The organism is Actinoplanes subglobosus (genome assembly GCF_042650585.1).
Taxonomy (GTDB): Bacteria; Actinomycetota; Actinomycetes; order Mycobacteriales; family Micromonosporaceae; genus Actinoplanes; species Actinoplanes subglobosus.
This window is the reverse complement of record NZ_JBHSBL010000018.1, coordinates 529,773-555,771: the sequence shown is the minus strand read 5'-3', so window position 1 is coordinate 555,771 and position 25,999 is coordinate 529,773. Positions and strand designations below refer to the sequence as shown.

At 70.5% G+C, this 25,999-nt stretch carries 28 protein-coding genes; 10 read left to right on the top strand and 18 right to left on the bottom strand.

The genetic code is table 11. The features are described 5' to 3' along the window. Positions 1–124: 124 nt before the first annotated feature. Together ACFO0C_RS24460 and ACFO0C_RS24455 are read right to left on the bottom strand one after the other, a co-directional pair. Positions 125–1,141 (bottom strand): transglutaminase domain-containing protein, encoded by a 1,017-nt coding sequence (locus ACFO0C_RS24460; protein WP_378068975.1) that lies wholly within the window; start codon positions 1,139–1,141, stop codon positions 125–127. Positions 1,142–1,146: 5 nt separating this feature from the next. Beyond that, positions 1,147–1,983 (bottom strand): MerR family transcriptional regulator, encoded by an 837-nt coding sequence (locus ACFO0C_RS24455; protein WP_378068974.1) that lies wholly within the window; start codon positions 1,981–1,983, stop codon positions 1,147–1,149. Positions 1,984–2,038: 55 nt separating this feature from the next. Between ACFO0C_RS24455 and ACFO0C_RS24450 the strand changes: the two genes are divergently transcribed. Together ACFO0C_RS24450 and ACFO0C_RS24445 are read left to right on the top strand one after the other, a co-directional pair. Then, a complete protein-coding gene (locus ACFO0C_RS24450) occupies positions 2,039–3,106 on the top strand; it encodes an ATP-dependent DNA ligase (RefSeq protein ID WP_378068973.1) in 1,068 nt (355 codons plus the stop codon). Between the two features lie 35 nt (positions 3,107–3,141). Next, the gene (locus ACFO0C_RS24445) at positions 3,142–4,710 is read left to right on the top strand and encodes an alpha/beta hydrolase (RefSeq protein WP_378068972.1); all 1,569 of its coding nucleotides are present in this window, start codon (positions 3,142–3,144) and stop codon (positions 4,708–4,710) included. Here the strand turns inward: ACFO0C_RS24445 and ACFO0C_RS24440 are convergent. Further along, positions 4,661–5,122, bottom strand: a complete 462-nt coding sequence (locus ACFO0C_RS24440) for a potassium channel family protein (RefSeq protein WP_378068971.1) — start codon at positions 5,120–5,122, stop codon at positions 4,661–4,663. The genes ACFO0C_RS24445 and ACFO0C_RS24440 overlap by 50 nt on opposite strands. Positions 5,123–5,178: 56 nt before the next feature. Between ACFO0C_RS24440 and ACFO0C_RS24435 the strand changes: the two genes are divergently transcribed. Further along, a complete protein-coding gene (locus ACFO0C_RS24435; protein WP_378069144.1) occupies positions 5,179–5,646 on the top strand; it encodes a GNAT family N-acetyltransferase in 468 nt (155 codons plus the stop codon). Here the strand turns inward: ACFO0C_RS24435 and ligD are convergent. The 3 genes from ligD to ACFO0C_RS24420 form a co-directional block, all read right to left on the bottom strand. Beyond that, positions 5,635–6,654 carry a non-homologous end-joining DNA ligase gene (gene ligD / locus ACFO0C_RS24430; RefSeq protein WP_378068970.1) on the bottom strand — a complete coding sequence of 340 codons (1,020 nt, stop codon included), beginning with the start codon at positions 6,652–6,654 and terminating at the stop codon, positions 5,635–5,637. The genes ACFO0C_RS24435 and ligD overlap by 12 nt on opposite strands. Before the next feature lie 70 nt (positions 6,655–6,724). Further along, a complete protein-coding gene (locus ACFO0C_RS24425; RefSeq protein WP_378068969.1) occupies positions 6,725–7,228 on the bottom strand; it encodes a hypothetical protein in 504 nt (167 codons plus the stop codon). Positions 7,229–7,413: 185 nt separating this feature from the next. Next, positions 7,414–7,893, bottom strand: coding sequence for a hypothetical protein (locus ACFO0C_RS24420; RefSeq protein ID WP_378068968.1), 480 nt, complete (start codon positions 7,891–7,893; stop codon positions 7,414–7,416). 64 nt (positions 7,894–7,957) lie between these two features. Between ACFO0C_RS24420 and msrB the strand changes: the two genes are divergently transcribed. After that, complete coding sequence (gene msrB / locus ACFO0C_RS24415; protein WP_378068967.1) at positions 7,958–8,356, top strand: peptide-methionine (R)-S-oxide reductase MsrB; 399 nt, start codon at positions 7,958–7,960, stop codon at positions 8,354–8,356. On the opposite strand, the gene ACFO0C_RS24410 is transcribed toward msrB, so the two are convergent. Genes ACFO0C_RS24410 through ACFO0C_RS24395 form a run of 4 tightly spaced genes read right to left on the bottom strand, consistent with a single transcriptional unit; the run spans position 8,334 to position 10,510 of the window. Beyond that, complete coding sequence (locus tag ACFO0C_RS24410) at positions 8,334–8,810, bottom strand: dihydrofolate reductase (protein ID WP_378068966.1); 477 nt, start codon at positions 8,808–8,810, stop codon at positions 8,334–8,336. The two genes, msrB and ACFO0C_RS24410, sit on opposite strands and share 23 nt — an antisense overlap. Next, entirely contained in the window at positions 8,807–9,604 is a 798-nt protein-coding gene (locus ACFO0C_RS24405) for a thymidylate synthase (RefSeq protein WP_378068965.1), read from the bottom strand. Before ACFO0C_RS24405 ends, ACFO0C_RS24410 begins: the two co-directional genes overlap by 4 nt. A 10-nt stretch (positions 9,605–9,614) precedes the next feature. Beyond that, a complete protein-coding gene (gene wrbA / locus ACFO0C_RS24400; protein WP_378068964.1) occupies positions 9,615–10,217 on the bottom strand; it encodes an NAD(P)H:quinone oxidoreductase in 603 nt (200 codons plus the stop codon). 38 nt (positions 10,218–10,255) lie between these two features. Continuing rightward, complete coding sequence (locus tag ACFO0C_RS24395; RefSeq protein WP_360330614.1) at positions 10,256–10,510, bottom strand: isoamylase early set domain-containing protein; 255 nt, start codon at positions 10,508–10,510, stop codon at positions 10,256–10,258. Between the two features lie 51 nt (positions 10,511–10,561). Here ACFO0C_RS24395 and ACFO0C_RS24390 point away from each other — a divergent pair, with 51 nt between their 5' ends. Beyond that, a complete protein-coding gene (locus ACFO0C_RS24390) occupies positions 10,562–11,023 on the top strand; it encodes a GNAT family N-acetyltransferase (RefSeq protein ID WP_378068963.1) in 462 nt (153 codons plus the stop codon). Here the strand turns inward: ACFO0C_RS24390 and hemQ are convergent. The 3 genes from hemQ to hemE form a co-directional block, all read right to left on the bottom strand. Next, on the bottom strand, positions 10,995–11,696 hold the full coding sequence (gene hemQ, locus ACFO0C_RS24385) for a hydrogen peroxide-dependent heme synthase (protein WP_378068962.1): 702 nt from the start codon (positions 11,694–11,696) through the stop codon (positions 10,995–10,997). The genes ACFO0C_RS24390 and hemQ overlap by 29 nt on opposite strands. Beyond that, positions 11,693–13,078: a protoporphyrinogen oxidase gene (hemG, locus tag ACFO0C_RS24380; protein ID WP_378068961.1), complete on the bottom strand. Its 1,386-nt coding sequence runs from the start codon at positions 13,076–13,078 to the stop codon at positions 11,693–11,695. Before hemG ends, hemQ begins: the two co-directional genes overlap by 4 nt. Positions 13,079–13,151: 73 nt before the next feature. Beyond that, the gene (gene hemE, locus ACFO0C_RS24375; protein WP_378068960.1) at positions 13,152–14,186 is read right to left on the bottom strand and encodes a uroporphyrinogen decarboxylase; all 1,035 of its coding nucleotides are present in this window, start codon (positions 14,184–14,186) and stop codon (positions 13,152–13,154) included. Positions 14,187–14,268: 82 nt separating this feature from the next. Here hemE and ACFO0C_RS24370 point away from each other — a divergent pair, with 82 nt between their 5' ends. Next, entirely contained in the window at positions 14,269–14,835 is a 567-nt protein-coding gene (locus ACFO0C_RS24370) for a DUF3000 domain-containing protein (protein ID WP_378068959.1), read from the top strand. Here the strand turns inward: ACFO0C_RS24370 and ACFO0C_RS24365 are convergent. Next, positions 14,832–15,806, bottom strand: coding sequence for a S1C family serine protease (locus tag ACFO0C_RS24365; RefSeq protein WP_378068958.1), 975 nt, complete (start codon positions 15,804–15,806; stop codon positions 14,832–14,834). The two genes, ACFO0C_RS24370 and ACFO0C_RS24365, sit on opposite strands and share 4 nt — an antisense overlap. 146 nt (positions 15,807–15,952) lie before the next feature. On the opposite strand from ACFO0C_RS24365, the gene ACFO0C_RS24360 reads away from it, so the two are divergent. Further along, positions 15,953–17,260 (top strand): ribonuclease D, encoded by a 1,308-nt coding sequence (locus ACFO0C_RS24360; RefSeq protein ID WP_378068957.1) that lies wholly within the window; start codon positions 15,953–15,955, stop codon positions 17,258–17,260. A gap of 151 nt (positions 17,261–17,411) precedes the next feature. Here the strand turns inward: ACFO0C_RS24360 and ACFO0C_RS24355 are convergent, their stop codons facing one another. Further along, positions 17,412–18,275, bottom strand: coding sequence for a hypothetical protein (locus ACFO0C_RS24355; protein WP_378068956.1), 864 nt, complete (start codon positions 18,273–18,275; stop codon positions 17,412–17,414). 248 nt (positions 18,276–18,523) lie between these two features. Here ACFO0C_RS24355 and ACFO0C_RS24350 point away from each other — a divergent pair, with 248 nt between their 5' ends. From ACFO0C_RS24350 to ACFO0C_RS24340, 3 genes are all read left to right on the top strand, one after another. Then, positions 18,524–19,720 carry a thiolase family protein gene (locus ACFO0C_RS24350; RefSeq protein WP_378068955.1) on the top strand — a complete coding sequence of 399 codons (1,197 nt, stop codon included), beginning with the start codon at positions 18,524–18,526 and terminating at the stop codon, positions 19,718–19,720. Further along, positions 19,717–21,777: a 3-hydroxyacyl-CoA dehydrogenase NAD-binding domain-containing protein gene (locus tag ACFO0C_RS24345; RefSeq protein ID WP_378068954.1), complete on the top strand. Its 2,061-nt coding sequence runs from the start codon at positions 19,717–19,719 to the stop codon at positions 21,775–21,777. The genes ACFO0C_RS24350 and ACFO0C_RS24345 overlap by 4 nt, the downstream gene beginning before the upstream one ends. Positions 21,778–21,907: 130 nt before the next feature. Further along, a complete protein-coding gene (locus tag ACFO0C_RS24340; RefSeq protein ID WP_378068953.1) occupies positions 21,908–22,717 on the top strand; it encodes a hypothetical protein in 810 nt (269 codons plus the stop codon). Between the two features lie 19 nt (positions 22,718–22,736). On the opposite strand, the gene ACFO0C_RS24335 is transcribed toward ACFO0C_RS24340, so the two are convergent. The 3 genes from ACFO0C_RS24335 to ACFO0C_RS24325 are packed head-to-tail and all read right to left on the bottom strand — an operon-like array spanning position 22,737 to position 25,974. Further along, complete coding sequence (locus ACFO0C_RS24335; protein WP_378068952.1) at positions 22,737–23,954, bottom strand: sensor histidine kinase; 1,218 nt, start codon at positions 23,952–23,954, stop codon at positions 22,737–22,739. After that, positions 23,951–24,625: a response regulator transcription factor gene (locus ACFO0C_RS24330; RefSeq protein WP_378068951.1), complete on the bottom strand. Its 675-nt coding sequence runs from the start codon at positions 24,623–24,625 to the stop codon at positions 23,951–23,953. Before ACFO0C_RS24330 ends, ACFO0C_RS24335 begins: the two co-directional genes overlap by 4 nt. 32 nt (positions 24,626–24,657) lie before the next feature. Continuing rightward, entirely contained in the window at positions 24,658–25,974 is a 1,317-nt protein-coding gene (locus ACFO0C_RS24325) for an outer membrane protein assembly factor BamB family protein (protein ID WP_378068950.1), read from the bottom strand. Positions 25,975–25,999: the final 25 nt, after the last annotated feature.

Below are 25,999 nucleotides of genomic sequence, written 5' to 3'. Positions count from 1 at the left end.
AAGGCAGGCGGACGCAGCGATCCCCGAAAGGTGGACGCGAGCAGGGAACCGACGGCTGACGAGCGCAGAGGACCGCAAGCAGGCGGGCGCAGAAACTCGGGGCCGGGCCGCCGTGGGTGTGGGATCAACGTGCTGGTGGGGCTGGGTGGTGGAGGTCGACCTCGTAGCGGATGCCCCGTGGGGAGTGGCAGGTCACGGTGTCGCCGACGTGGAGGCCGGGGTTGTTGGCGTAGCGCGTGGCCAGCTCCTGCTCGGCTGTGGTGTCTCCCGCGTCGGCAGCGGTCAGCAGCGCGGCTGTCTCGTCGATCAGGGTCATGTCGGTGGTGTGCCAAGGCGGTAGGTCTGCCCAGGCCTCGGCCAACGGGCGGCCGCCCAGGTCGCCGATGTGGGTGGTGTCGGCGCCCCAGAAGTCCCACAGCAGGGTTTCGTCGCCGAAGCGGTGGGCCAGCTCGGTCAGGACGTATTTGCGGATCATCAGCGGGCCTCGGACGGGGATGCCGGGGCCGACACCGTAGGTCTCGGGGTCGATCTCGCCGCGCCGGAAAGCCAGCCAGCACTGGGCCGCCGGGCGTAGGCCGCCGGGGCCCAGCGGGACGTCGGTGACGTCGACGGGGAAGCCGGCCGCCGGGTCGAGCTGGGTGTCGGTGGCGATCCAGCGGTTGCCGTCGTGGAACTCCGTGATGACGTGGTCGAGGTGGAAACCGGGATCGAAGTAGTCGGCGAAACCGACCCGGCTCCGTGCCGGAATGCCCCGGGCCCGGAGCGCCGCGACGGTGAGCAGGGTGAAGTCGCGGCAGCAGCCGACGATCCGCTGGTCCGCCGGGCGGGGCTCGTCGAGCGGTGTGCCGGGCGGGAGGGTGTCGAGCATCGCCCGCACCCAGCGACTGTCGATCTCGGCCAGCCGGTCGGGCGGGAAGTCGAGACCCGAAGCCCGATAGTGCACGACGAGGTTGCGCACGGCCGCGCCGACCGCGGCGACCTCACCACGAACATCAGCAGCGCCGGCCAGAGATCGCCGCGGGGCCTCGGCAGGAGACGGTGGTGGGGCGCCGGTGAGTGAGGGCGTGCTGGTGGACAGGGCGGCCAACCGGGAGAGGTAGGGGCCCGGGTCGGAGAAGCGGGTCTGTCGTGTGTAGTCCATCGGTCTCACCCTTCGAATGGTTGGGCCACGTGCACGAACGGGTCGGTGGGGGCGAGCCTGTCCCAACTGTCCAGGTAGATCTCGCGCGGCGCGGCCGTGATGATCAGACCGGCGGCGCGGACGTGGTCGCCGACCGCCTCGTAGGCGCCGACGATGCGTGGATAGAAGCAGTCGTCGCGGGTGACCTCGGCGTAGGCGATCAGACGCTCCGGCTCTAGCCGGATGGTGATGCGGCCGGCCGGCTCCAGGGAACCGGTGAACGGCACGCAGACCTCGACCTGTGCCTCACTGTCCGGGGTCACCTGACCGTGATAGATCACCCAGTGCTCGCCGGTCGCCGTGGCGCCCTGCTCCTCCAGGTGGCGGCGGATCTCCCACTCGGCGGCGCCCATCTCCGGCACCAGATGCTCCTGGTCGACCTCGAGGTGCAGCGTCGCCACCTTGCGGCCGGGGCTCGCGGCGATGTGGACGGCGTAGCTCACCTCGGGCTCGTCACCGTGCGCGAGCCGGGTGCGCAGCCAGGAATAGCTCTCGCGCCGGGCCGCGGCCGCCGCCTCCTCACCGGCCCACCACCGGTCGAGCCGCCGCGCCGCTTCGGCGTCGGGCAGGTCGAGGATCTCGGCGATGACCGCGAGCGGCATGCCGAGGCGCCGGAGCAGGCCGATCCGCCCGGCCCGGCCCAGCTGGCCGGCGGTGTAGCGCCGATAGCCGCTGGGATCCACCTCGGCCGGTGGGAGCAGCCCGGACCCCTCGTAGAGCCGCAACGCCTTGATGGTGAGCCCGGCCCGCCGGCCGAACTCCCCGATGGTCATGGCGCGATCCCCCGAAACACCGCTGTTCATGGATTCGATGGTGGAGCCTGCCCCAGGGGACGAGTAAAGGGGGCACACTGATCGAATGCAGCTCCCGCTGAACCCGCCGGTCAAGCCGATGCTCGCCAAACCCGTCGCGGACATCCCGCCCGGCCAGATCTACGAGCCGAAATGGGACGGGTTCCGGTCGATCGTGTTCCGGGACGGCGACGAGGTCGAGATCGGCAGCCGCAACGAGAAGCCGATGACCCGGTACTTCCCCGAGGTGGTGGCGGCGATCCTGGCGAACTTCCCGGAGCGGGCGGTGATCGACGGCGAGGTGATCGTCGCCGACACGGAGCGGAACACTCTCGACTTCGAGGCCCTCCAGCAGCGCATCCATCCGGCGGCGAGCCGGGTGAAGCTGCTGTCCGAGCAGACCCCGGCCGGTTTCGTGGCGTTCGATCTGCTGGCGCTCGGCGACGAGGACCTGACCGGGCTGCCGTTCCACGAACGGCGCGCGAGGCTGATGGAGGCCCTCAAGAACGCCGAGCCTCCGGTGTACGTGACTCCCGCGACCGACGATCTGGAGACGGCCCGCCGCTGGTTCGCCGAGTTCGAGGGCGCCGGACTGGACGGTCTGATCGCGAAGGGCCGTGACCTCACCTATCAGCCGGACAAGCGGGTGATGGCGAAGGTCAAGCACAAGCGCACCGCCGACTGCGTGGTGGCCGGTTACCGGGTGCACAAGTCGGCGGAGAACCGGATCGGCTCGCTGCTGCTGGGCCTGCACGACGAGCGTGGCGTGCTGGTGAGCGTCGGGGTGATCGGCTCGTTCCCGATGACGGTCCGGGAGGAGCTGTTCGAGGAGTTGCAGCCGCTGGTGACCACGTTCGAGGGACACCCGTGGAACTGGGCGGCCCACGAGCAGGGCGAGCGCACCCCGCGAAAGAACGAGGTGAGCAGGTGGAACGCGGGCAAGGACCTGTCGTTCACGCCGCTGCGACCCGAACGGGTGGTCGAGGTCCGTTACGACTACATGGAGGGCATCCGTTTCCGGCACACTGCCCAGTTCGAACGGTGGCGTCCCGACCGCGACCCGCTGACCTGCACTTACGAGCAGCTGGAGCGGCCGGTGCGGTTCGATCTGGCCGAGGTGCTGACCAGCCGCTGACGGGCCGGCGGGTGCGGACCGGATAGGGTCGTTGCGTGCATCGTCGCTCTCGCCTGGCTGTCGCCGTCCTCTCCGTGCTGGTCCTGACCGGGGGCTGCACCCTGCCGTCGTTCGCCCCGGAGGGCTCGGATCAGCCGGCCCGCCAGGGTGGCGCGGCGGCGCCGGCTCCGTCCGGTTCGGGCTCGGCGCTGCGGTGGAAGCCGTGTCCGGAGGTGCCGCGCGAGCTGGTCGGCCGGGCCGCCAAGGGGATGACCTACGAGTGCGCCACGGTCCCGGTGCCGAAGGACTGGGCGGCGCCGGTGGCCGGCGAGACGTATGGCATCGACATGATCCGGATCCGGTCGGACCAGCAACGGGACCGGATCGGCTCGCTGCTGCTGAACCCGGGCGGCCCCGGTGGCTCCGGCATCGACGTGGCGGTCTATCTGTCCTACGGGCAGGCGCTGGGTGGCCTGCCCACCGCGGTCACCGACCGGTTCGACATCGTCGGGTTCGACCCGCGCGGTGTCGGCGAGTCCGACCCGGTGAAGTGCATCGACGCCAAGGATCAGGACGCGAGTTTCGCCGCCGACCCGGACCCGGTTTCGCAGGCCGCGTTCGACGAGGTGGCGGCGCTGAACAAGAAGATCGCCGACGGCTGCGCGACGGAGTACGGCCCGTCCCTGCGCACCTACTCGACCGAGCAGGCGGCCCGCGACCTCGACGCGCTGCGTGCCGCGGTCGGCGACGAGAAGCTGACCTACCTCGGCTTCTCGTACGGGACGTTGCTCGGCGCGACGTACGCCCAGTTGTTCCCGAAGAACGTGCGGGCGCTGGTGCTGGACGGCGCGGTGGACCCGACCGAGGATTACGTGTCCGGTTCGGAGCAGCAGGCGAAGGGTTTCGAGCGGGCGTTCACCAACTTCACCACCTGGTGCGCGAAGAACGCCGGTAAGTGCGCGATCGCGCCGGACGCCCGGGGTGCGGTGACCGACGCGCTGGCCAAGGCGGAGGCGTCGCCGGTGCGCGGCTCGGACGGGCGGGACGCCACGCCCGGCTGGATCTTCCTGAGCGTGATCTCGTCGCTCTACACCGAGTCGGGCTGGACCAGCCTGGCCGACGCGATCGACGGGTTGTCGGCCGGTGACGCCGAGGGTGTCTTCGAGCTGGCCGATCAGTACGCGGAGCGCGAGCCCGACGGCACCTACTCCAACCTGTTCGACGCCAACCTGGCGGTGAACTGCGCGGACACCGACAAGGCACCGACCGCGGCGGACGTCCGGCGGCTGCAGGGCGAGTGGCGTACGAAGTATCCGCTGTTCGGCCCGGCGCTGGCGATCGGGATGCTGCCGTGCACCTACTGGGGCGGGCAGCGCGACCCGTATCCGGTGGGCAGGGCCGAGGGCGCACCGCCGATCGTGGTGGTGGGCACGACCGGTGACCCGGCGACGCCGTACGAGAACACCGCGGACCTGGCGAACATGCTGGGCGTCGGGCACGTGCTGACGTGGGAGGGCGAGGGCCACACCGCCTACCCGTCGACCGCCTGCATCCGGAACGCGGTCGACGCGTACCTCATCGATCTGAAGGTCCCTCAGGAGGGTCTGCGCTGCCCTCCGAAGTGAGGGTGATGCCCTGACGGGCGGCCATCTCCTCGAGCAGGGCCCGGGTCACCCGCAGGTTCGCCTTGAGCTCCTCCTGCTCCTCGTGGCGGAACGCGTCGTTGTTGACGATGAGCTTGCTGGAGAAGTGTGCCGTGATCAGCGGGATCACGAGCAGCACCATGACCGAGATGAGGATCCCGGCCATCACCCTGGCCGGCCACGAGGCGGGGGAGATGTCGCCGTACCCGACGGTGGAGGCGGTCACCACGGCCCACCAGATCGAGTCGCCGATGCTCTCGTTCTCGAAGTGCCGATACAACACCCCGCAGACCACGATCAGGATCGAGTAGGCGAGCAGCAGCTTCCTCGGCGAGTTGGCGAGCCAGACCAGCCCGCCGTAGAACAGTCGCGGCAGTATGAGCAGCGCATTCATCACGTCATCGTGCCCGACGTGAAGGTCCCATGACAGCCCGTGACAAGCTTTCGATCATGCAGATCCGGATCGCCACCCGCGCCGACGTTCCCGCCGTCCTCACCCTGCTCGCCGACGATCAGATCAGCCGGGACCGAGGGTTCGGCAGCGGGGAAGGGCCCGTCCCGGAGGAGGTGGACGCGGCGGTCTGGGCGGCTTTCGAGGCGATCGACGCGGACGACCGCAACGAGCTGATCGTGGCGGTCGACGGCGGCGAGGTGATCGGCACGTGCCAGCTGACGTTCATCCCGGGCCTGAGCCGGGGCGGTGCCGAGCGGATGCTGATCGAGGCGGTCCGGATCGACTCGGGCCGGCGCGGTCAGGGGCTGGGCGGCGAGCTGATCCGGTGGACGATCGAGCGGGCCCGCGAGCGTGGCTGCCGGATGGTGCAGCTCACCACGGACAAGCGGCGCACCGACGCGCACCGCTTCTACGCCGCGCTGGGCTTCGAGGCCTCGCACGAGGGCATGAAGCTAGCCCTTTAGGTCGCGGTCCTTGGAGGGCTGCACCCGTTTGGGCTCGCCGGGCATCTTCGGATGGTCCGGTGGGTAGGGCAGATCGCCGAGGCCGGCCTTCTCGTCGCGCTCGACCCACTCCAGCAGCGGGGTGAGGTCGTGGGCGACGTCGTCGATGCCGGCGTGCGGGTCGCCGGCGGCGGCGAAACGGGGCGGCATGCTGCGCAGGTCGAAGTCGTCGGGCTCGACGGAGGTCAGCTCGTCCCAGGTGACCGGGGCGGAGACGGTGGCCCGGGCGTTGGCGCGCAGGGAGTAGGCGCAGGCGATGGTCCGGTCGCGGGCCATCTGGTTGTAGTCGAGGAAGACCCGCTCGCCGCGCTCCTCCTTCCACCAGGCCGTGGTGATGCCGGACGGGTTGCGGCGCTCGACCTCGCGGGCCAGGGCGATGGCGGCGCGCCGCACGTCCACGAACGACCATCGCGGCGCGATCCGCACGTAGATGTGCACGCCGCGGCCGCCGGAGGTCTTGGGGTAGCCGGTCCAGCCGAGCTCGCCGAGGACCTCGCGGACGACACCGGCGGTGGCGACGACGTCGGCGAAGCCGGTGCCCGGCTGGGGGTCGAGGTCGATGCGCAGCTCGTCGGGCTCGTCGGGGGCGGCGGCACGCACCGGCCAGGGGTGGAAGACCACGGTGCCCATCTGGGCGGCCCAGGCGACGTGGGCCAGGTCGGCCGGGCTGAGCTCGTCCGCCGTACGCATGCTGGGGAATTTGATCTGTGCGGTTCTGACCCACTCGGGAACGCCGCGGGCGGGGATCCGTTTCTGGTAGAACGCCTCGCCCTCGATGCCGTCGGGGAAGCGCTGGAGTGTGGTGGGACGGTCGCGCAGCGCCCGCAGGATGCCGTCGCCGACCGCCAGGTAGTAGTCGAAGACGTCTCGCTTGGTGAATCCGCGGCCCGGGAAGACCACCTTGTCCGGGCTGCTCAGGCGCACCGTGTGCCCGGCGATCTGATGCTCTTCAGCGGCGGCTTTCGGCATGCCCCGAGCCTACGGGCTGGGAACGGTGAAGGCCGCCCGGCGAACCGGACGGCCTTCGCGAAAACGATCGTCAGGCGTTGCGGCGACGGCGCGTGTACCAGACTGCCGTGGCGCCACCGGCCAGCATCAGGCCGCCGAGGGCAAGGGTGCCGCCGAGCGGGGCGCCGGTGACCGCGAGGCGCGTGCCGGCGCTGAGACCGTGGCTGTCGGCGCTGGTCTTGGGGGTCGGCGTGGCGCCCGCGGAGTTGACGCCGGTGCCCGGGGTGCCCTGGGCGGTGCCGGCCGGCAGGCTCGGCGACTGGACCGGGGACGCGCTGATGCCCTGCGAGTAGCCGGGACGCCCCCGGGTCGGCCCGGTGGCCGCGGTGGTGGGGGTCGTGGCGGGCGCCGTGGTGATCACCTTGACCGTCCCGGTCGGTGCCGGGGTGGTGGTGGCCGGCGCGGGGGTCGTGACGGCCGGTGGCCCGGGCACCTGCTGGGCGGTGCCGTAACCGGGGTTGCCGCGCTGATCCCCGGGATCGGGACTCGGCGTCATGACCGCGTGGCCCGCCTTCAGCGTCACGTCAGCCGCCATGGCGGGAGCTCCGCCGAAGGCCAGAGCAGCAAGGACAGAGGCACCGACCGTGGCGAGTCCAGCGGCCGGACGGCGCGAAAAGCTCATGAGGAGTATCCGTTCTGTTGCGGAAGGTACGATCCATGGTCGCACGGGAGCTTAACGGTAATTGCCCGTTTTACCCGGAAACACCCCCCGGCGGGTCTTCAGCCCGGAAGACCACCGAAACGGTGACTCCGCCACAAATGGGACAGAGCAAACACCTTGAGTTCGAACTGGGGGTCCGCCGCGAACAGGCCCCCGCTGTACGGCGCGTGCAGTTGCACGCTGGCGCCCGAATCCAGATAGACCGAGACCACGGTGCGACGCCCGCGCCGCTCGGCCCGCAGGTCCACGACGCGACTCCAGGGGGCGAGGCCCTCTTCGAAGACGGAGGAGGTACGGATCCCGCAGTCACCCACCTCGACCCCGGTACGGCGCCCCGCCAGCAGTCCCGCGGCAGCCCCGAGCATCAGGGGGAACAGGATCAGCGCCGCCCACATCCAGCCGGACGGGCCGAACCCGAGGAACGAGGTCATCACCCCCGTCGTGACACTCGCCACGGCACCGAACACGCCGAGGTAGAGACCGTGGCCGAGACCCTGCTGCCAGGTGGGCCGGAACGTCGCGGGGGATGCACCTTCCATGACCACTCAACTCCGGGCGTACATCACTCCTGGCGGACCGGGGGTGCGACGTACGGTTGACAGCATGACGACCGATCTGCCTACCACTCAGGACGAGTGGCGCATCCGCCTGTCCCCGGAGGAGTTCTACGTGCTCCGCGAGGCCGGTACGGAGCCGCCCTGGAGTGGTGAGTACGTGGAGACGAAGACCGAGGGCGTCTACAACTGCCGGGCCTGTGGCGCGGCGTTGTACGAGAGCGGCAGCAAGTTCGACAGCCACTGCGGCTGGCCGTCCTACGACGACGCGATCCCGGGCGCGGTCCGGGAGATCGAGGACCGCACCCTGGGGATGGTCCGCACCGAGATCAGATGTGCCAACTGCGACTCACACCTGGGTCACGTGTTCCGCGGTGAGGGCTTCACCCCGAAGAACACCCGGCACTGTGTGAACAGCCTGTCGATCAGGCTGGATCCCGCCGCCTGAGATCCTCGATCACGTAAGAGACACCGTTCTCCGCGGTGATCGTCCCGCTGGACTCGGTGACGACCCAGTCGTCGCCGAGCTCCGGGGCGAAGACGTCGCCGGCCACGTCCAGCTCGATCCGGGTCCGCACGATGTGACCGGCCCGCGGCAGGAAGGCGGCGTAGATCTCGCCGCCGCCCATCACCCAGAAGTCGTCGGCCTTGACCTCGTCGAGCGAGTGCACCACGGTGGCGCCGGGCGCCGACCAGTCCCGCGAACGGGTGAGGACGACGTTCTCCCGGCCGGGCAGCGGACGGCGGGGCAGCGAGTCCCAGGTGGCCCGGCCCATCACGACCGCGGCGCCCATCGTCCGCTCCTTGAAGGTCCGCTGCTCACCGGGTACCCGCCAGGGGATCGTGGCGCCGGCGCCGATCACCCGGCCCCGGGCCTCGGCCCAGATCAGGTGGATGGTCATACCGCGACGGGCGCCTTGATCAGCGGGTGGTGCCGGTAACCGGCCACGGTGAAGTCGGCGAACTCGTGCTCGAAGAGGCTCTCCCGCGGCTTGATCTCCAGCGTGGGGAACGGGTACGGCTCGCGGGTGAGCTGCTCTTTCACCTGCTCGATGTGGTTGGTGTAGATGTGCACGTCACCACCGACCCAGATGAAGTCGCCCGGCTCCAGGCCGACGTGCGCGGCGACCATCCGGGTGAGCAGGGCGTAGCTGGCGATGTTGAACGGCACGCCCAGGAAGAGGTCGGCGCTGCGCTGGTAGAGCTGGCAGGAGAGCTTGCCGTCGGCCACGTAGAACTGGAACAGCGTGTGGCAGGGCGCGAGCGCCATGTCCGGGATGTCGGACACATTCCAGGCGGACACGATCATGCGCCGGGAGTCCGGATTCGTCCGGATGCTCTCCACCACCTCGGCGAGCTGATCGACATCACCTCGCGGCGTCGGCCAGGACCGCCACTGCTTGCCGTAGACCGGCCCGAGCGAACCGTCCGGGGCCGCCCACTCGTCCCAGATCGTCACGCCCTGATCGCGCAGCCACTGGACGTTGGTGTCCCCGCGGAGGAACCAGAGCAGCTCCACGGCGAGCGACTTGAAATGCACCCGCTTGGTGGTGACCAGCGGGAACCCCTGGGAGAGGTCGTAACGGAGACGCTCACCGAAGAGGCTGAGCGTCCCCGTACCGGTGCGGTCGCTCTTGGGAGTGCCGGACTCCAGGACGCGCCGCAGGAGGTCTTCGTATTGGGTGTCGACAGCCATGCCGACCAAACTAGCGGAGCTTCCCGCCGATGCTGACGATCCGCCGGGCCAGGTGATCGAGCGCCGCGTGCTGTGCGTCACCCAGCGGGGCGTCGTTGCCGCCGCCGGTGACGTGCGAGACGCCGTACGGGTTGCCGTCGGCGAACTTCAGCGGATCGGTGTATCCGGGCGCGACCACGACGCCACCGAAGTGGTAGATCGTGTTGTAGAGCGCCAGCAGCGTCGACTCCTGCCCGCCGTGCTCGGTCATCGACGCGGTGAACCCGGCGTACGCCTTGTTCGCCAACTGGCCCTGCGACCACTGCGGGCCGAGCGTGTCGAGGAACTGCTTGAGCTGGCTGGCGACGTTGCCGTACCGGGTGGGCGTGCCGAAGAGGACGGCGTCGGCCCAGACCACGTCGTCGGCGGAAGCCTTCGGCTCGTTCTTGGTCCGGTCGAAGTGCTGACTCCACGCCGCATTGGAGGCGATCGCCTCCGCGGGAGCCAGCTCAGCGACCTGACGCAGCCGCACCTCGGCCCCGGCCTTCTCCGCCGACTCGCTCAACCGCGTAGCCATGGAGTGGATGGTGCCGGTCGAGGAGTAATAGATGATCGCCAGTTTCACATCAGCCATGACTAAAGGAGATCTCCCCCGGGGCCCGGCCGAAACGTTTATAGATGAAGTTCGCTGCCGTCCTCGTCGTCCAGCCAGACCCCGTCGGTGGCCAGATAGCGGAACTTGTAGTGGCCGGGCTCGAGCGGCACGCTGACCGTCCGGGTGCCGTTGCGCCGCACCTGGAGTTCGTGCTTCCCGGGCTCCCAGCCGTTGAAGTCGCCGACCACGCTGACCGTCCCGGCCGGCTCGTCCGCCGGCAGGGAGAAGGTCACCCGCGTCTTGCTCCCGAACAACTTACTCGTCTTGATCATGAAGCCCTCCCTTCACCGGTACAACGTCGCACTGCCGCGTATGTTGTGCCGATGCATCCCGAACCTCATGACGAGCTGCGCGTGGCGTCCTTCCGCGACCTGGACACCACCACCCTCTACGAAATTCTCAAGCTTCGCAGCGAGGTCTTCGTGGTCGAGCAGGAATGCGCCTATCTGGATCCGGACGGACGGGACAACGAGCCCGGAACCCGGCATCTATGGTTCGCCCAGGGCAAGAAGGTCCGGGCCTACCTGCGGATTCTCAGCGACCACGGGGTGGAGCGGATCGGCCGGGTGGTGACCGCCCCGGAAGCCCGCGGCGCCGGTCTGGCCGGGCGCCTGATCACTGAGGCGATCACCGTGATCGGCAATCGCCCCAGCGTCCTGCACGCCCAGGCCCACCTGAGCGACTTCTACGGCCGGTTCGGGTACGTCGTGAACGGACCCGAGTACCTGGAGGACGGCATCCCCCACGTCCCGATGATCAGGGAAGGTTCGCGATCAGCTCAGTGACCGAACGGCGGCGGCCGGTGTAGAACGGCACCTCCTCGCGAACGTGCAGCCGCGCCTTCGACGCCCGCAGGTCACGCATCAGGTCGACGATCCGGTGCAACTCGTCGGCCTCGAACGCGAGCATCCACTCGTAGTCGCCTAGCGCGAACGACGCGACCGTGTTGGCCCGCACGTCCGGGTACGGCCGGGCCATCTGGCCGTGCTCGGCCAGCATCGCCCGCCGCTCCTCGTCGGGCAGCACATACCAGTCGTAGGAGCGCACGAACGGGTAGACGCACAGGTAGGCGCGGGGATCCTCACCAGCGAGGAAGGCCGGCAGGTGGCTGCGGTTGAACTCAGCCGGGCGGTGCAGCGCCATCTGCGACCAGACCGGCTCCAGGTGGCGGCCCAGCGCGGTCCGGCGGAACAGCCCGTAGGCGTCCTGCAGCGCATCCGACGAACTGGAGTGCCACCACACCATGATGTCGGCGTCGGCACGCAGCCCGGACACGTCATAGGTGCCGCGGATCGTCACGTCCTTGCCCGCCAGCTGCTCGAACAGGCCGTCGACCTCACCGGCCAGCTCGTCACGCAACGCCGGCAGCGGCGACGACGCCCGGAACACCGACCACATCGTGTACCGGATGGTCGCGTTCAGCTCTTTGATGCGGGAAGCATTGGTCTGCTCGGTCATCGATTTCCCTCCAGGAACTTGCTCACATCGTCCGCCGCACGCTCTCCGCTGGCCACACACACCGGGATGCCGACACCGTCGAAGGCCGCACCGGCCACCGCCAGCCCCTCCGGCAACCCGGCCCGCAGCCGCGCCACCCGGTCGGCGTGACCCGGCGCGTACTGCGGGAGGCCACCACCCCAGCGCTGCACCCACGACTCCGCGGGCTCCGGCAGGGCGGCACCGATCAGCTCACCCAGCTCCCGGCGGGCCACGGCCAGCAGCGACGCGTCGTCGAGCTGCAGCCGCTCCTCCTCACCGGCACGTCCCAGCGACACCCGCACGACCACCGGGCCGGGGCCCTGCGCCAGGTGCGGCCACTTGGTGGTGAAGAACGTGGCCGCCTTGACCAGCGTGCCCTCCCCCGGCGGAACCAGGAAACCGGACAGGTCGGGCAACATCGTGCCGGGCGGCAGGGCCAGGGCGGCGAGGGCGACACTCGCGTACTCCAGGGCCGCGATCTCCGCGCCCGCCGCACCGAGCAACCGCGCCGCCGGCTTGGCCGGGACCGCCAGGATCACCGCGTCCACCTCGTCCACCCGCGGCGCCGGCGCCGACCCAAAGATCAACTTCCAACGACCCTCAGGGGTACGGGAAAGCTCGCGCACCGGCAGCCCGAGCACCAGGCGCGCCCCGGACGCCGACACGGCGGCACCGACCAGACGGCTCATCCCACCGTCGACAGCCGCGAAGACCGGCCGCCCCGGTGTCCGCCGGCCACGCGCCTGCGCCGCACGGACCGCACCGGCCAGGGTGTGCTCGGTCTCCGCAGTGAACGCCAGCTGTGGCATCGTCACCCGCAGCGACAGCCGGTCGGCACGCCCCGCGTAGACCCCGCCGAGCATCGGGTCGACCAGCCGGTCCACCACCTCGTCACCGTAACGCTCGCGGACCAGCGCACCGACCGCCACGTCGGCGCCCGGCGCCAGCAGCGGGACCCCGCGGTCCACATCGGCGCCACCGGCCGGCCGGGCCACACCGTCCAGGGCGGACAGGTCGCCGGGCACCCCGACCAGGGTGCCGCCCGGAATCGGGGCGAGCCGGCCGCCGAGGGCCAGAGCCGCCGGACGGCCCGCCGGATGCACCAGGGCGTCACCGAGGCCGAGCCGCTGGACCAGTGCCACCGCCGCCGACCCGGCGCCGTCGGAGCCACTGTTCAGAAACGACTCGGCGCCCCGCTCGACCCGGCGTCCGCCCAGCTCACCGGTCTGGAGCTTGCCACCGGGGGCGCTGCTCCGCTCGTACACGACGATGTCGGTCCCGGACGGGTGGAGATCCCGCAGCCGCACCGCCGCCGCAAGGCCCGCGATGCCGCCGCCGATGACCGCGATCCGCTTACGCACGCTCTTCACACTCCCAGGTCGCGCCCGACACCGAACTGCAGGGTCCACCGCTGTGACGCCGCCCGGCAGGGTCCTAGGACCCGGAAACCTCGTGCACCAGCGCCACCAGCCGGGTCAGGATCTCCGGATCGGTCTCCGGCATGACGCCGTGGCCGAGATTGAAGACGTGCCCCGGGGCCGACTTCCCCTGCGCCAGCACCCGGCGGGTCTCCCTCTCGACGGTCTCCCAGCCCGCGAAGAGGATCGCCGGGTCCAGGTTGCCCTGCACCGCGCGGTCCGGGCCGATCCGCCGGGTCGCCTCGTCCAGCGGTGTGCGCCAGTCCACGCCGACGACGTCGGCGCCGGCCTCACCCATCGCCTCCAGCAGCAGGCCGGTGCCGACACCGAAGTGGATCCGGGGCACGCCGGCGTCGATCAGGCCGTTGAGCACCCGCGCCGAGTGGGGCATGACGTGACTGCGGTAGTCGGCTTCGGAGAGCGCGCCCGCCCACGAGTCGAAGAGCTGGACGGCGCTGACCCCGGCGTCCACCTGGACGCGCAGGAACGTCAGCGTGATGTCGGCGAGGCGGGTGAGCAGGGCGTTCCACAGGTCGGGTGCCCCGTACATCATCGCCTTGGTCTTGAGGTAGGTCCGTGAGGGACCGCCCTCGATGAGGTAGCTGGCCAGCGTGAACGGCGCTCCGGCGAAGCCGATCAGGGGGGTCTTGCCGAGCTCGGCGACGAGCAGCTCGATCGCCTCGGTGACGAAGCCGACGTCGGCCGGGACGAGCTCGCGCAGCCGGGCCAGGTCGGACTCGGCGCGGATCGGCTCGGCGACCACCGGGCCGGTGCCGGCGACGATGTCCAGATCGATGCCGGCCGCCGCGATCGGCACCACGATGTCGCTGAAGAAGATCGCCGCGTCCACGTTGTGCCGTCGCACCGGCTGCAGGGTGATCTCGGTGACCAGGTCGGGCCGGCGGCACGACTCGAGCATGCCGACGCCCTCGCGGATCTTGCGGTACTCCGGCAGCGAACGCCCGGCCTGCCGCATGAACCAGACCGGTGTGTGCGTAACGGGCAGACCACGACACGCCCGGACGAAGGGGGAATCCTCAAGAACCGTCACCGAAACATCGTGCCACGCGAGTGAATCGTCCCGGCGGCGCGCCGAGCACGGGACGGCGGCGAGATCGGCATAGGCTTCCCCCATGGCGTCCCCCTCCGCTGCCCCCGAGGCGTTCACCCGCGCCGTGGCCGGGTTGCGCGCGGAGTCGCCGCGGCCGGAGATCCTGCTCGAGGAGATCGCCGCGCCCCAGCGGCTCGCGCCGTTCGCGTTCGCTCTCAGCGCCACCGTGCTCCGTGCCGGTGACGAGGTGGCGAGCGGCCGGCTCATCCTGCTGCACGACCCGGCCGGGCACGACGCCTGGCGCGGCGACCTGCGGCTGGTCACCCTGATCACGGCGGAGCTGGAGGACGATCTGGCCTCCGACCCGCTCCTGCCCGAGGTGGCCTGGACCTGGCTGACCGACGGGTTGGACCAGCACGCGGCGGCCTACACGGCGATCGGCGGCACGGTCACGCAGACCGCGTCGACCCGGTTCGGCGAGCTGGCCGGCCCGGACCCGACCGCCGACCTGGAGGTGCGGGCGTCCTGGACGCCGACGTCCGGCGACTTCGGTGCGCACCTGCGTGGCTGGCTGGCGATGCTCGCCTCCACGGCCGGCCTGCCACCGCCCGGAGTCGCCTCGATCAGCGACCGGCAGTTGCGGGTCTAGCCGTTTCCGCAGGCCCCGAGGGTCTCGCAGGCCACCTCGATCGGGATGGCCAGGCCGATGCCCTCGGCGTCGCGGGCCTTCGCCGTGGCGATGCCGACCACCTCGCGACTTGAGTTGATCACCGGCCCGCCGGAGTTGCCCGGGTTGATCGGGGCGTCGAACTGGATCGTGGGCCCGTCCTCGGTGTTGCGGAACGCGCTGATCACACCGGTGGTGACCGAGTCCTCGAGGCCGAGCGGCGCGCCGGCGACCAGCACCTGCTGGCCGGATTTCACCTCGCCGGCGGCGATGCCGAGCGCCTTGATCTCCCGGTTGGCCCGCAGCAGGGCCAGGTCCTTGTCCTGGTCCACCTTGACGATGGTCGCGTTGATCCGGGTGTTGCCGCGTTCCAGCGTCACCTGCCGCTCGCCGCCGTCGAACGTCTCCTCCACCACGTGGAAGTTGGTGAACAGGCTGGTTCGCCCGTTGGCCTCGCTGACCGCGAACGCGGTGCCGGTGAACTCGCCGGCCCGTACCCGGAAGACACTGGGCAGCACGTCCTCGGCGATGCCCTCCGAGTCGAAGTTGGCCGAGGTCTGCTGTTTCTCCAGCTTCTCGACGCGGTCCTTGGAGGCGTTGACCGTGTCGGCGATTTCGTCGCTGTTCTGGATGATCTGCTCCACCCGGAACGCCTGCCAGCCAGAGACCAGGACCAGGGCGGCGACCAGCCCGAAGAGGATCGGCTTGTACCGGCTCTTGCGCTCGCGCGGTTCCGGTGGGGTGTAGGCCTGCTGGTACTGGGGCTGCTGGGGGGCCTCGTAGACCGGCTGCTGATACTGGTACTGCTGCTGGTATTGAGGCTGGTGGTACTGCTGGTACTGCTGCTGCTGAGACCACGGGTCCGACGCCGGGTACTGCTCCTCCTGCCAGTTCCACTCCTGGGCACGACGCCCCCCGTTGGCTGGTGTGAAGGGCTCGAACGGGCTGGACATACGGCGCGGCCTCCCGGTGGTCTCGGCGCTGCGACAGTGGGTACGGACCGGAGCCGCAAACGGATGAACCCCCCGGAAGATCGAGAATCGACGCGCCGGGAGCCCTGCTGCGCACAGCGGGGGTGCTACCCCCGTACGGTTACGGAGTGACCGACGAAGCACCCCTGCGCCGTCGGGACTCGCCGGACACGGCAGGGGACGGACCGCACGTTGTGCCGCCCGACCCGACATCTGGCGGTCCCGAGGACTCTCGCCCCGCGACACCCCTGACCGCCCCGCGTGACGGCACGCCCGCTCCGGTGGAGACCCCGGCCGAGCTGGCCGACGTGGTCTCCCGGATGGCGGCCGGCACCGGCCCGATAGCCGTGGACGCCGAGCGCGCCTCCGGGTACCGCTACACCCAGCGCGCCTACCTCGTGCAGTTGCGCCGCGCCGGCTCCGGCACGGTACTCATCGACCCGCTGCCGCTCGACGATCTGCGCACCCTCGACGCGGCCCTCGCCGACACCGAGTGGGTGCTGCACGCCGCCAGCCAGGACCTGCCCTGCCTGGCCGAGCTGGGCATGCGACCACGCCGGCTGTTCGACACCGAGCTGGCCGCCCGGCTGGCCGGGTTCGAGCGGGTCGGCCTGGCCGCGCTCACCGAGCAGCTGCTCGGCTATTCGCTGGAGAAACACCATTCGGCGGCGGACTGGTCGACCCGGCCGCTGCCCGAGTCGTGGCTCACCTATGCCGCCCTCGACGTGGAGCTGCTGACCGACCTGCGGGACATGCTCGCCGACGAGTTGGAGCGCCAGGACAAGACGGCGTGGGCGGCCGAGGAGTTCGCCGCCCTGGTCGCCGGCGCCGACCGCCCGCCGCGGGTCCGCCCCGACCCGTGGCGCCGCACGTCCGGCATCCACCGGGTCCGCGGCGCGCGCGCCCAGTCCCGGGTCCGCGCGCTCTGGTATGCGCGTGACGGTGTCGCCGCCCGCCGCGACTCGGCGCCCGGCCGGGTTCTGCCCGACTCGGCGATCGTCGCGGCCGCCGAGTCGGATCCGAAGGACGAGCGCACCCTGCTCGGCATTCCCGGCTTCGGTGGGCGCTCGGTGCGCCGGCTCGCCCGGATCTGGCTGGACGCCCTCGACCAGGCGCGTTCCCTGCCCGACGATGCCCTCCCGGTGAATCAGCCGGTCGAAGGACCGCCACCGCCGCACCGCTGGGCCGAGCGTGACCCGGTCGCCGCGGCCCGGCTGGCCCGCTGCCGCCAGGTCGTCGTCGCCATCGCCGAGCAGCACAACCTGCCGCCGGAGAACCTGATCAGCCCGGACTTCATCCGCCGCCTGGCGTGGTCGCCGCCGGACGAGATCAGCTCCCGCACGGTCGGTGACACGCTGCGCGGTTTCGGTGCCCGCAACTGGCAGGTGGGGTTGCTCGCCGATCAGCTCACCGAGATCCTGCCGGATCCGGCTTAGATCTCTTCCGCGGTACGGACGTCAGGAGCACCGTGGCATCACCGCGATGTCCGCGGCGCTCCCGGCCGAACCGCGACCGCCGGGCTGAATGCGGTGGTCACCGACAGGAAGGCCCGGCCTTGATGGGCCGGGCCTCGTCCGTACCCCGTGATCAGCTCTTGGTCTCGATCTGAGCCCGCAGCTTGGGGAACTCGGCCTTCACCTGCTTGGCCTTCTTGAAGTACCACATGATCATGCCGATGCTGCCCTCGTCGGCCCAGCTGCAGACCGCGACGTCGACACCCTCGGCGTCGGCGTCCCCGCACTTGGCAGCGCCGCCGAGTCGGCCCGTCGGGGCCTCGGTCAGGTTGGTGACCTTGAGGCCACCGCTGCCGACGCCGGCGAAGGTGCCGGCGAGGGCCACCTGCGGCAGAGGCACCTCGGTCTCGACGGCGATCGCGATGACGATGTTCTCGTTGTCGAGGTCACCGTAGAACGCGCCGACCGAGCCCTGCGCGCCGTACTCGTCGGCGATGCTGTCGCGGAGTTCCTCGGTGATGTCGGCGAACTCGGCGTCGGTCAGCTTGGGACGGCCGCCGAGCTTGGCCGGCTCGGTGATCGTGATGGTGGCCCGCGGCGGCGTGGTGGTGGGCGCCACCGTGGGTTCGGTGGTGGACTCGGTGCGCGTGCCGCCGGTGGAGACCGCGTCGACGGCGTCCTTGGCCTCCTCGGACGCGTTCTTGCCGATCAGGTAGAGCGAGGTGACCACGCCGACGCAGAGGACCAGGCACAGCGCCACCACGCTGATGACGATCGGCGTCATCTTCGATTTCGGTGGGGGCGGCGGCGGGAAGCCGTACTGCGGGGGTGGGGCGTACTGCTGGTTGGGGTCGTACGCCTGCGGCTGTCCCGGGTACTGCATGGTGGGATCGGGCTGCGGAGGGTACGGCGGCGGCTGGGGTGGGCCCCAGCCGGCGGGCTGCCCACTCGTCGGGTAGCCGGGGTTGTGCTCACCGGGGTGCGGTGGGTACGTCATCGACGCTCCAGAAATCGTGAAGTCGATGGATCTTATCGGTGCTCAGGGGCCCTGCACGGTCCCTCGACCGGTGACTTCACACACCGGTTCGGCTGGTACCCGATTTTCCGTTCAGTCCCGGTTCGCGGGGTCGATGATGACGTACGGCTCGGCGAATGTGACCTTTTCTCGGAGCCCCTGGCCGCTACTAGTTACTGGCGAGTAGCATTGCCGACACATTTGGGTTCACGCCCGCAAGGAGGCTTGCTGTGCCCCGTGAAGTACGCGAGGTCGTCTTCGTCGACGGCGTCCGCACCCCGTTCGGCAAGGCGGGCGGCATGTATGCCGAGACCCGCGCCGACGACCTGGTGATCCGCTGCATGCGCGAACTGCTCAAGCGGAATCCCAACCTCCCGCCCGAGAAGGTGGAGGAGGTCGCGATCGCGGCCACCACCCAGATCGGCGACCAGGGCCTGACACTCGGCCGGACCGCCGCGCTGCTCTCCGGCCTGCCGAAGACCACCCCCGGCTACTCCGTCGACCGGATGTGCGCGGGCGCCATGACCGCGGTGACCAATGTCGCCGGCGGGATCGCGATGGGCGCGTACGACATCGCCATCGCCGGTGGCGTCGAGCACATGGGCCGGCACCCGATGGGCGAGGGCGTCGACCCCAACCCGCGGATCCTGGCCGAGAAGCTGGTCGACCCGTCCGCCCTGGTGATGGGCTCGACGGCGGAGAACCTGCACGACCGTCTGCCGCACATCACCAAGGAGCGGGCCGACAAGTACGGCCTCAACTCCCAGATCAAGACCGCCAAGGCGTACGCCGACGGCAAGATCCAGCCGGACCTGGTGCCGGTCGCGATCCGCTCGGCCGAGCTGGGCTGGGGCCTGGCCACCGTCGACGAGGCCCCGCGCCAGACGTCGCTGGAGAAGCTGGCCACCCTGAAGACCCCGTTCCGCCCGCACGGCCGGGTCACCGCCGGCAACGCGGCCGGTCTCAACGACGGCGCGACCGCGGCGATCCTGGCCGACGAGGCGACCGCCCGTGAGCTGGGCCTGCCGGTCGCCATGCGGATGGTCTCCTACGCGTTCGTCGGCGTCGAGCCGGAGATCATGGGTTACGGCCCGATCCCGTCGACCGAGAAGGCGCTGAAGAAGGCCGGTCTCACCATCGACGACATCGGCCTGTTCGAGCTGAACGAGGCCTTCGCGATCCAGGTGCTGGCCTTCCTCGACCACTACGGCATCGCCGACGACGACCCGCGGGTCAACCCGTGGGGCGGCGCGATCGCCATCGGCCACCCGCTCGCGTCCTCGGCGATCCGCCTGATGACGCAGCTGGCGCGGCAGTTCGCCGAGCGCCCCGACGTGCGCTACGGCATCAACGCCATGTGCATCGGCATCGGCATGGGCGGCACCGTTATCTGGGAGAACCCGTACTGGGAAGGCGCGGCCAAGTGATCGAGAACCCGAACGAGGTAGTCACCAAGGCGATCCTCCGCCTGGTCCAGGTGCCCGGGCTGGACAAGCCGGCGGCGCTGATCACCCTCGACAACGGCTTCGACTACAAGAAGCCGAACAGCTTCGGCCCGGGCGGCCTGAAGTCGCTGGACGAGGCGATCACGGCGGCGACCGAGGCGGACCCGGCGTTCATCGCGGTCACCGGCAAGCCGTACATCTTCTGCGTCGGGGCCGACATCACCGGCATGCCGCTGATCAACTCCCGCGAGCAGGCCGTCGCTCTGGGCGAGCTGGGCCACCGGGTCTTCGCGCGGCTCCGTTCCTCCACCATCCCGACGTTCGCGTTCATCAACGGCGCGGCGATGGGTGGCGGTCTCGAGGTGGCGCTGCACTGCCACTACCGGACCGTCTCGACCGGTGCGGCCGCCCTGGCGCTGCCCGAGGTCGCGATCGGCCTGATCCCCGGCTGGGGTGGCTCGCAGATCCTGCCGAACCTGATCGGCATCATCAACGCGGCCACGGTCATCCTGCAGAACCCGCTGACCCAGAAGCAGCTGCGGCCGAAGCAGGCCAAGGAGATGGGTGTCGCCGACGCCCTCTTCGAGGCGGCCGACTTCCTGGAGGACTCGCTGGCCTGGGCGGCCGGTGTGGTCAAGGGTGACGTCACGGTGGAGCGCCCGGAGATCGAGCGCAAGGACTGGGACGGCGTCCTGGAGTTCGTCAAGGCGATGCTGGACGAGAAGCTGCACGGCGCCGTCCCGGCCGCCAACAAGGCCGTCGAGCTGCTCGCGCTGGCCAAGACCGCCTCCTTCGAGGACGGCACCGCGGCCGAGACCGAGGCCCTCGCCGACCTGATCCTGGGTGACGAGTCCCGGGCCAGCCTGTACTCGTTCGACCTGGTCCAGCGGCGCGCCAAGCGCCCGGTCGGTGTGCCGGACAAGTCGCTGGCCCGCAAGGTCACCAAGGTCGGCATCATCGGCGCCGGTCTGATGGCCTCGCAGCTGGCCCTGCTGTTCCTGCGCCGCCTCCAGGTCCCGGTGGTCCTCACCGACCTCGACCAGGAGCGGGTCGACAAGGGCGTGGGCTACGTGCACGCCGAGATCGACAAGCTGGTCGCGAAGAAGCGGATGGACGAGGGCACCGCCGCCAAGCTGCGCCTGCTGGTCAGCGGCTCGGTCGACAAGTCCGTCTTCGCCGACGCCGACTTCGTGATCGAGGCCGTCTTCGAGAACCTCGACCTGAAGAAGCAGATCTGGGCCGAGTTCGAGAAGATCGTGAAGCCCGAGGCGATCCTGGCGACCAACACCAGCTCGCTGTCGATCACCGAGATGGCGGCCGACCTGGAGCACCCCGAGCGGGTCGTCGGCTTCCACTTCTTCAACCCGGTCGCCGTCCTCCCGCTGCTGGAGATCATCCGCGGCGAGAAGACCGACGACGCGACGCTGGCCACCGCGTTCGAGGTCGGCAAGACCCTCAAGAAGTCGTCGGTGCTGGTCAAGGACGCCCCGGCGTTCGTGGTCAACCGCCTGCTGACCCGGGTCACCAGCGAGATCTTCCAGGCCGTCGACGCGGGCACCCCGCTGGACGTGGTGAACGTGGCGATGGACCCGCTGGGTCTGCCGATGCGGCCGATCGCCCTGCTCCAGCTGGTCGGCCCGGCCGTGGCCTACCACGTGGGCGAGACGTTGCACGCCGCGTTCCCGGACCGGTACGTGGACTCCCCCAACCTCAAGCGCATCGTCGACTCCAAGCTGCCGGTGATGGTGGACAAGGAGATCAACCCCGAGGTCGTCGCGCTGCTGGAGGTCGGCGACGCGCCGCTCACCGCCGACGAGGTCCGCCAGAAGGCGCTCGACGGCCTGGCCGAGGAGATCCGGATCATGCTCGACGAGGGCGTGGTCGCGGAGGCACAGGACATCGACCTGTGCATGATCCTGGGCGCCGGCTACCCGTTCCACCTGGGTGGCGTCACGCCGTACCTGGACCGCAGCGGCACCGCGGAGAAGGTCACCGGCAAGCGGTTCCTCGCCGACGGAGTGGCGAACGTCCGCTCCTGACGCACATGGTGCACGTGATGCCCCCGCGCCTGGTCCAGGTGTGGGGGCATCACGTTTTCACTCGTCAGCGGGCCGCCGGGCCGCCGGTTCGTCGGTAGTATCCACCGACATCACAAGCTCTGGAGCATCGATGACATACCCGCCACCCCCCGGTGAGCCGAACCCTTCCGGATTCCCGCCGCCCCAGCAGCCGTTCGGGCAGCAGCCTCCGCCGCCGCCGTACGGTCAGCCGCAGCAGCCGCAGCAGCCGCAGTACGGCCAGCAGTACGGCCAGGAGCCCGCACAGTACGGCCAGCAGCCCCCGCCCCCGCCCGGCTTCGGCCCGCCGCCCGGTGGGTTCCCGCCGGCGCCGCTCCCGCCGAAGCGCAAGTCACGGGTCCTGCCGATCATCCTGATCACGCTGGGCGTCCTCGCGGTCCTCTGCATCGGTGGCATCACCGCTGTCGTCTTCTTCACCAAGGACGCGATCGAGGACGCCGCCGCGGTCACCATCACCGAGCCTGCGACGCTCGGCGGCCGGCCGAAGCTGGACAGCCAGGAGTTCGCCGCGATGACCGCGGACATGGAGAAGGACCTGGCCGCCTACCCGGGCGCGGAGAGCTCGTTCGGCGCCTTCTACGGCTCGCCGGACGACGAGAGCATGGTCGCCGCGCTGGCCACCAAGGCCCTGATCGCGAACCCGCAGCAGGAGCTGGACGCCTCCTTCAAGGAGTTCGGCAAGGACGCGCCGATCAGCGGTCTGACCAACGCCGACACCGGCACCCTGGGCGGTGTCGCGCAGTGCGGCACCAGCTCGGTCTCCGGTATCGACGTCGCCGTCTGCGGCTGGGCCGACCAGGGCAGCGTCGGGATGATCATGTGGTTCTTCAAGAAGGCCCCGGACATCCAAGCCGAGTTCCCGAAGCTCCGCGCCGAGATCGAGTCGAAGAAGACCAGCTGACCCCCGGCGGGCGTTCCCCTCACCTGGTGCGGGGGACGCTCGCCGACGCGGCCACCACCGGTGTCGTGTCGGCGGCCGGCAGGGCCACCGTCACCTCCAGCCCGCCGCCCTCCTGGGCGACCGCCGACACCGTGCCTCCGTGCGCGTCGCAGACCGCCCGCACGATGGAGAGCCCCAGCCCCGAGCCGCGGGACCCGGTCCGCTCCCAGCCGCCCCGCCGGAACGGCTCGAACAGCCCCGGCACGTCGGCCGGCTCCACCTCGTAACCGGTGTTGCCGACGATCAGCCGGGTCTGCCCGCCGGACGACTCGGTGCGCAACCACAGCCGGCCGAGTAGATGGTTGTAACGGATCGCGTTCTCGATCAGGTTCCCCGCCAGGCGGTCCAGCAGACTCGGGTCACCGACCACCGGCGCGGCCCCGAGATCGGTGGTGACCTCCAGTTTCAGCCGCTCCGCCTCCACCTTGACCGCGGACAGCGCGTTCTGCACGCTCAGCGACAGGTCGGCCGGCACCTTGCGGACCAGCCGGCGACCCGACTGCGCCTCCGACCGGGCCAGCACCAGCAGCGCGTCGACCAGGCCGTTGGCCCGCTCCGAGGCGTTGCGGACCACCTTGGCCATCCGTCGGAACTCGGCCACATCCGCCTCGTCGTCACTGAGTGTGACGTCGATCTCGGTCCGCATGACCGCGAGCGGGGTACGCAGCTCGTGCGACGCGTTCGCCACGAACCGTTTCTGCGACTCGAAGGCGGCGGCCAGCCGGTCCAGCATGGCGTCGAACGTACGGGCCAGCTCGGCCACCTCGCCGTCCGCGCCGGAGTAGCGGATCCGCTGGTCCAGGGTCTCCTCGCCGAGCCGCTGCGCGGTCTGGGTGACGTCACGCAGCGGGCGCAGGGCACGGCCGGTCACCGCGTACGCCAACGCGATCCCGACGATCCCGACCGCCGCCAGCGCGCTGAACCCCTTGATCAGCAGCTCGCGGGAGGCCTGGGCGACCATGTCGTTCTGCCAGTCCAGCGCCTCGTGGGTGGTCCCGTCGGTCAGCGTCACGATGGAACCCGGCTGGAGCTCGTCGACCGGGTGCAGCGACTCGCTGACCAGCAGCCAGGCCAGCAGCACCAGCACCGCACCGGCGCCGACCAGCAGGATCCCGTTGAGCAGGGTGAGCCGCAGCCGCAGCGTCGGCCGCACGTCGAGCCGCAGGCCACGACTGCGGAGCCCGGGGTAGACGGTCACGAGGCCACGACCGGCTCGGGCACCCGGTAGCCGGCGCCCACCACGGTCTCGATCAGCGGTGGATCGCCGATCTTCTTGCGCAGGGTGTTGATGGTGACCCGGACCGTCGTGGTGAACGGATCGGTGTTGGCATCCCAGACCCGCTCCAGCAGCTCCTCGCTGGACACCACCCCGCCCTTGGCCTTGAGCAGCTCCTCCAGCACGCAGAACTCCTTGTTGGTGAGCTCCAGCGTCACACCGCCCCGGGTCACCACCCGGCGCGACTGGTCGAGCACCAGGTTGCCGACGCTGAGCACCGGCGGCGCGACCGGGGTGGCCCGCCGGCCCAGCGCCTGCACCCGGGCCACCAGCTCCTTGAAGTCGAACGGCTTGGCCAGGTAGTCGTCGGCGCCCAGCTCCAGGCCCTCCACCTTGTCCTCGACCGAGGAACTGGCGGTCAGCATCAGCACCCGGGTCAGCGCGCCCGACTCGACCAGGGCCGCGCAGATCTCGTCGCCGTGCATGCCGGGCAGGTCACGGTCGAGCACGACCACGTCATACCTCGTCACGTACGCCATCTCGTGGCCCTCGAGGCCGTCGTAGGCGACGTCCACCGCCATCCCCTTGCGGCGCAGGCCCCGCACGATGGCGTCAGCCATGTCCCGCTCGTCTTCGACCACCAGCACCCGCACCGCGACCTCCAGGCTCGTAGGTGCAGGCTACGTCAGAGACGCCAGACCGCGATCGACGAGTCCAGCCGCCGGCAGACCATGGCCGCGGCGGTGAACTGGCAGTCACCGGCGATCCGGTCGGCCTGCCCGAGGATGCGCACCTTGCCGTCGGACAGGCGCAGGATCCCGTAACGGAGGGCGTAACCGACGGCCTGGTGGCGGTAGACCCAGGCGGTGCCGGGTTCCGGGCCACGACCGCCGCTGGTCCACTGCCCGTCGACCTCGACGATCCCGCCGGTCCGCGGGTCGACCACGGCCAGTGCCGGGTCGGTCTGGCTGGTGTGGGCGACGAGCACCCGGTCGCCGATCACCTCGGTCGCGTCGTACCCGTCGGTGTGCCACCGGCCCTGCCCGGTGGCCGGGTCGACGACGCTGAGGCCGTTGATGAAGCCGATCAGGCAGATCATCGGGCCGCAGTCGGCGGGGTAGCCGCCTTCCGGGAGTACGACGTCGTCGCGCCGCCAGCGTTCGGTCAGGGTCTGATCGTCGTAGGCGATGGTCTCGTCCTCGCCGTACGCGGCGACCAGCAGCCCGCCTATCGACCAGGCCACGAAGTCCTCGCCGGGCGGCCGCGGCAGCCGGGTGCTGGTGACGACCGTGCCGGTGAGCCCGTCGTGGGCCTCCACCAGCCCGTCGCCGTCCACGGTGAAGAACCGCGCCGGATAGCCCGCCCAGTAGTAGCCGGCCGACATCGTCACCTGGCCGCCGGCCGGCTGCTCGACCGACCAGCGCACCACCCCGGTCCGCGGGTCGAGGGCCCGCCAGACGCGGTGGCCCTCTGCCCGGCCCGGGACGGTCTCCTCCTGGATCAGCAACTGGCCGCGGTCGGCGGTGAGGCCGTAGATGCTCGCCGGCCGCTTCCAGATCGGTTCCGCGACGCCGGCCCGCACCGCCATCAGCCCGGGGACCGCGGATTGGGTGTCGTTGTAGCCGACCAGCAGCACGTCGTCGCCGATACCGGCGACCGTGTAGACGTCACCGGTGACGGTGACCTGGAAGGAGGCGAGCGGTGTCAACTCCGGCAGGTGATAAGCCTGGATGACGTAGGTCCGCACCACCGTGCCGAACGGTTCGGGCTGCCCCACCACGTAGAGACGGTCCCGGTCGGTCTGAATCTGGTCGCTCAGGTCGATCGGGAGGACGACCGGGGCGGGCGGTGGTTGCGGCGGCGGTCCGCCACCGCCGAGGAGCACCACCAGGACGGCGGTGAGAAGACCGAGGATCCATCGGTACGGCAACGGCGGCCGTGGCACCGTGGCCTCCGCCTCACCGGCCGGCATCTCACCGAGGTCGATCAGGGCATCCCGCAACGACTGCCCCCATGTGTACGTGTAC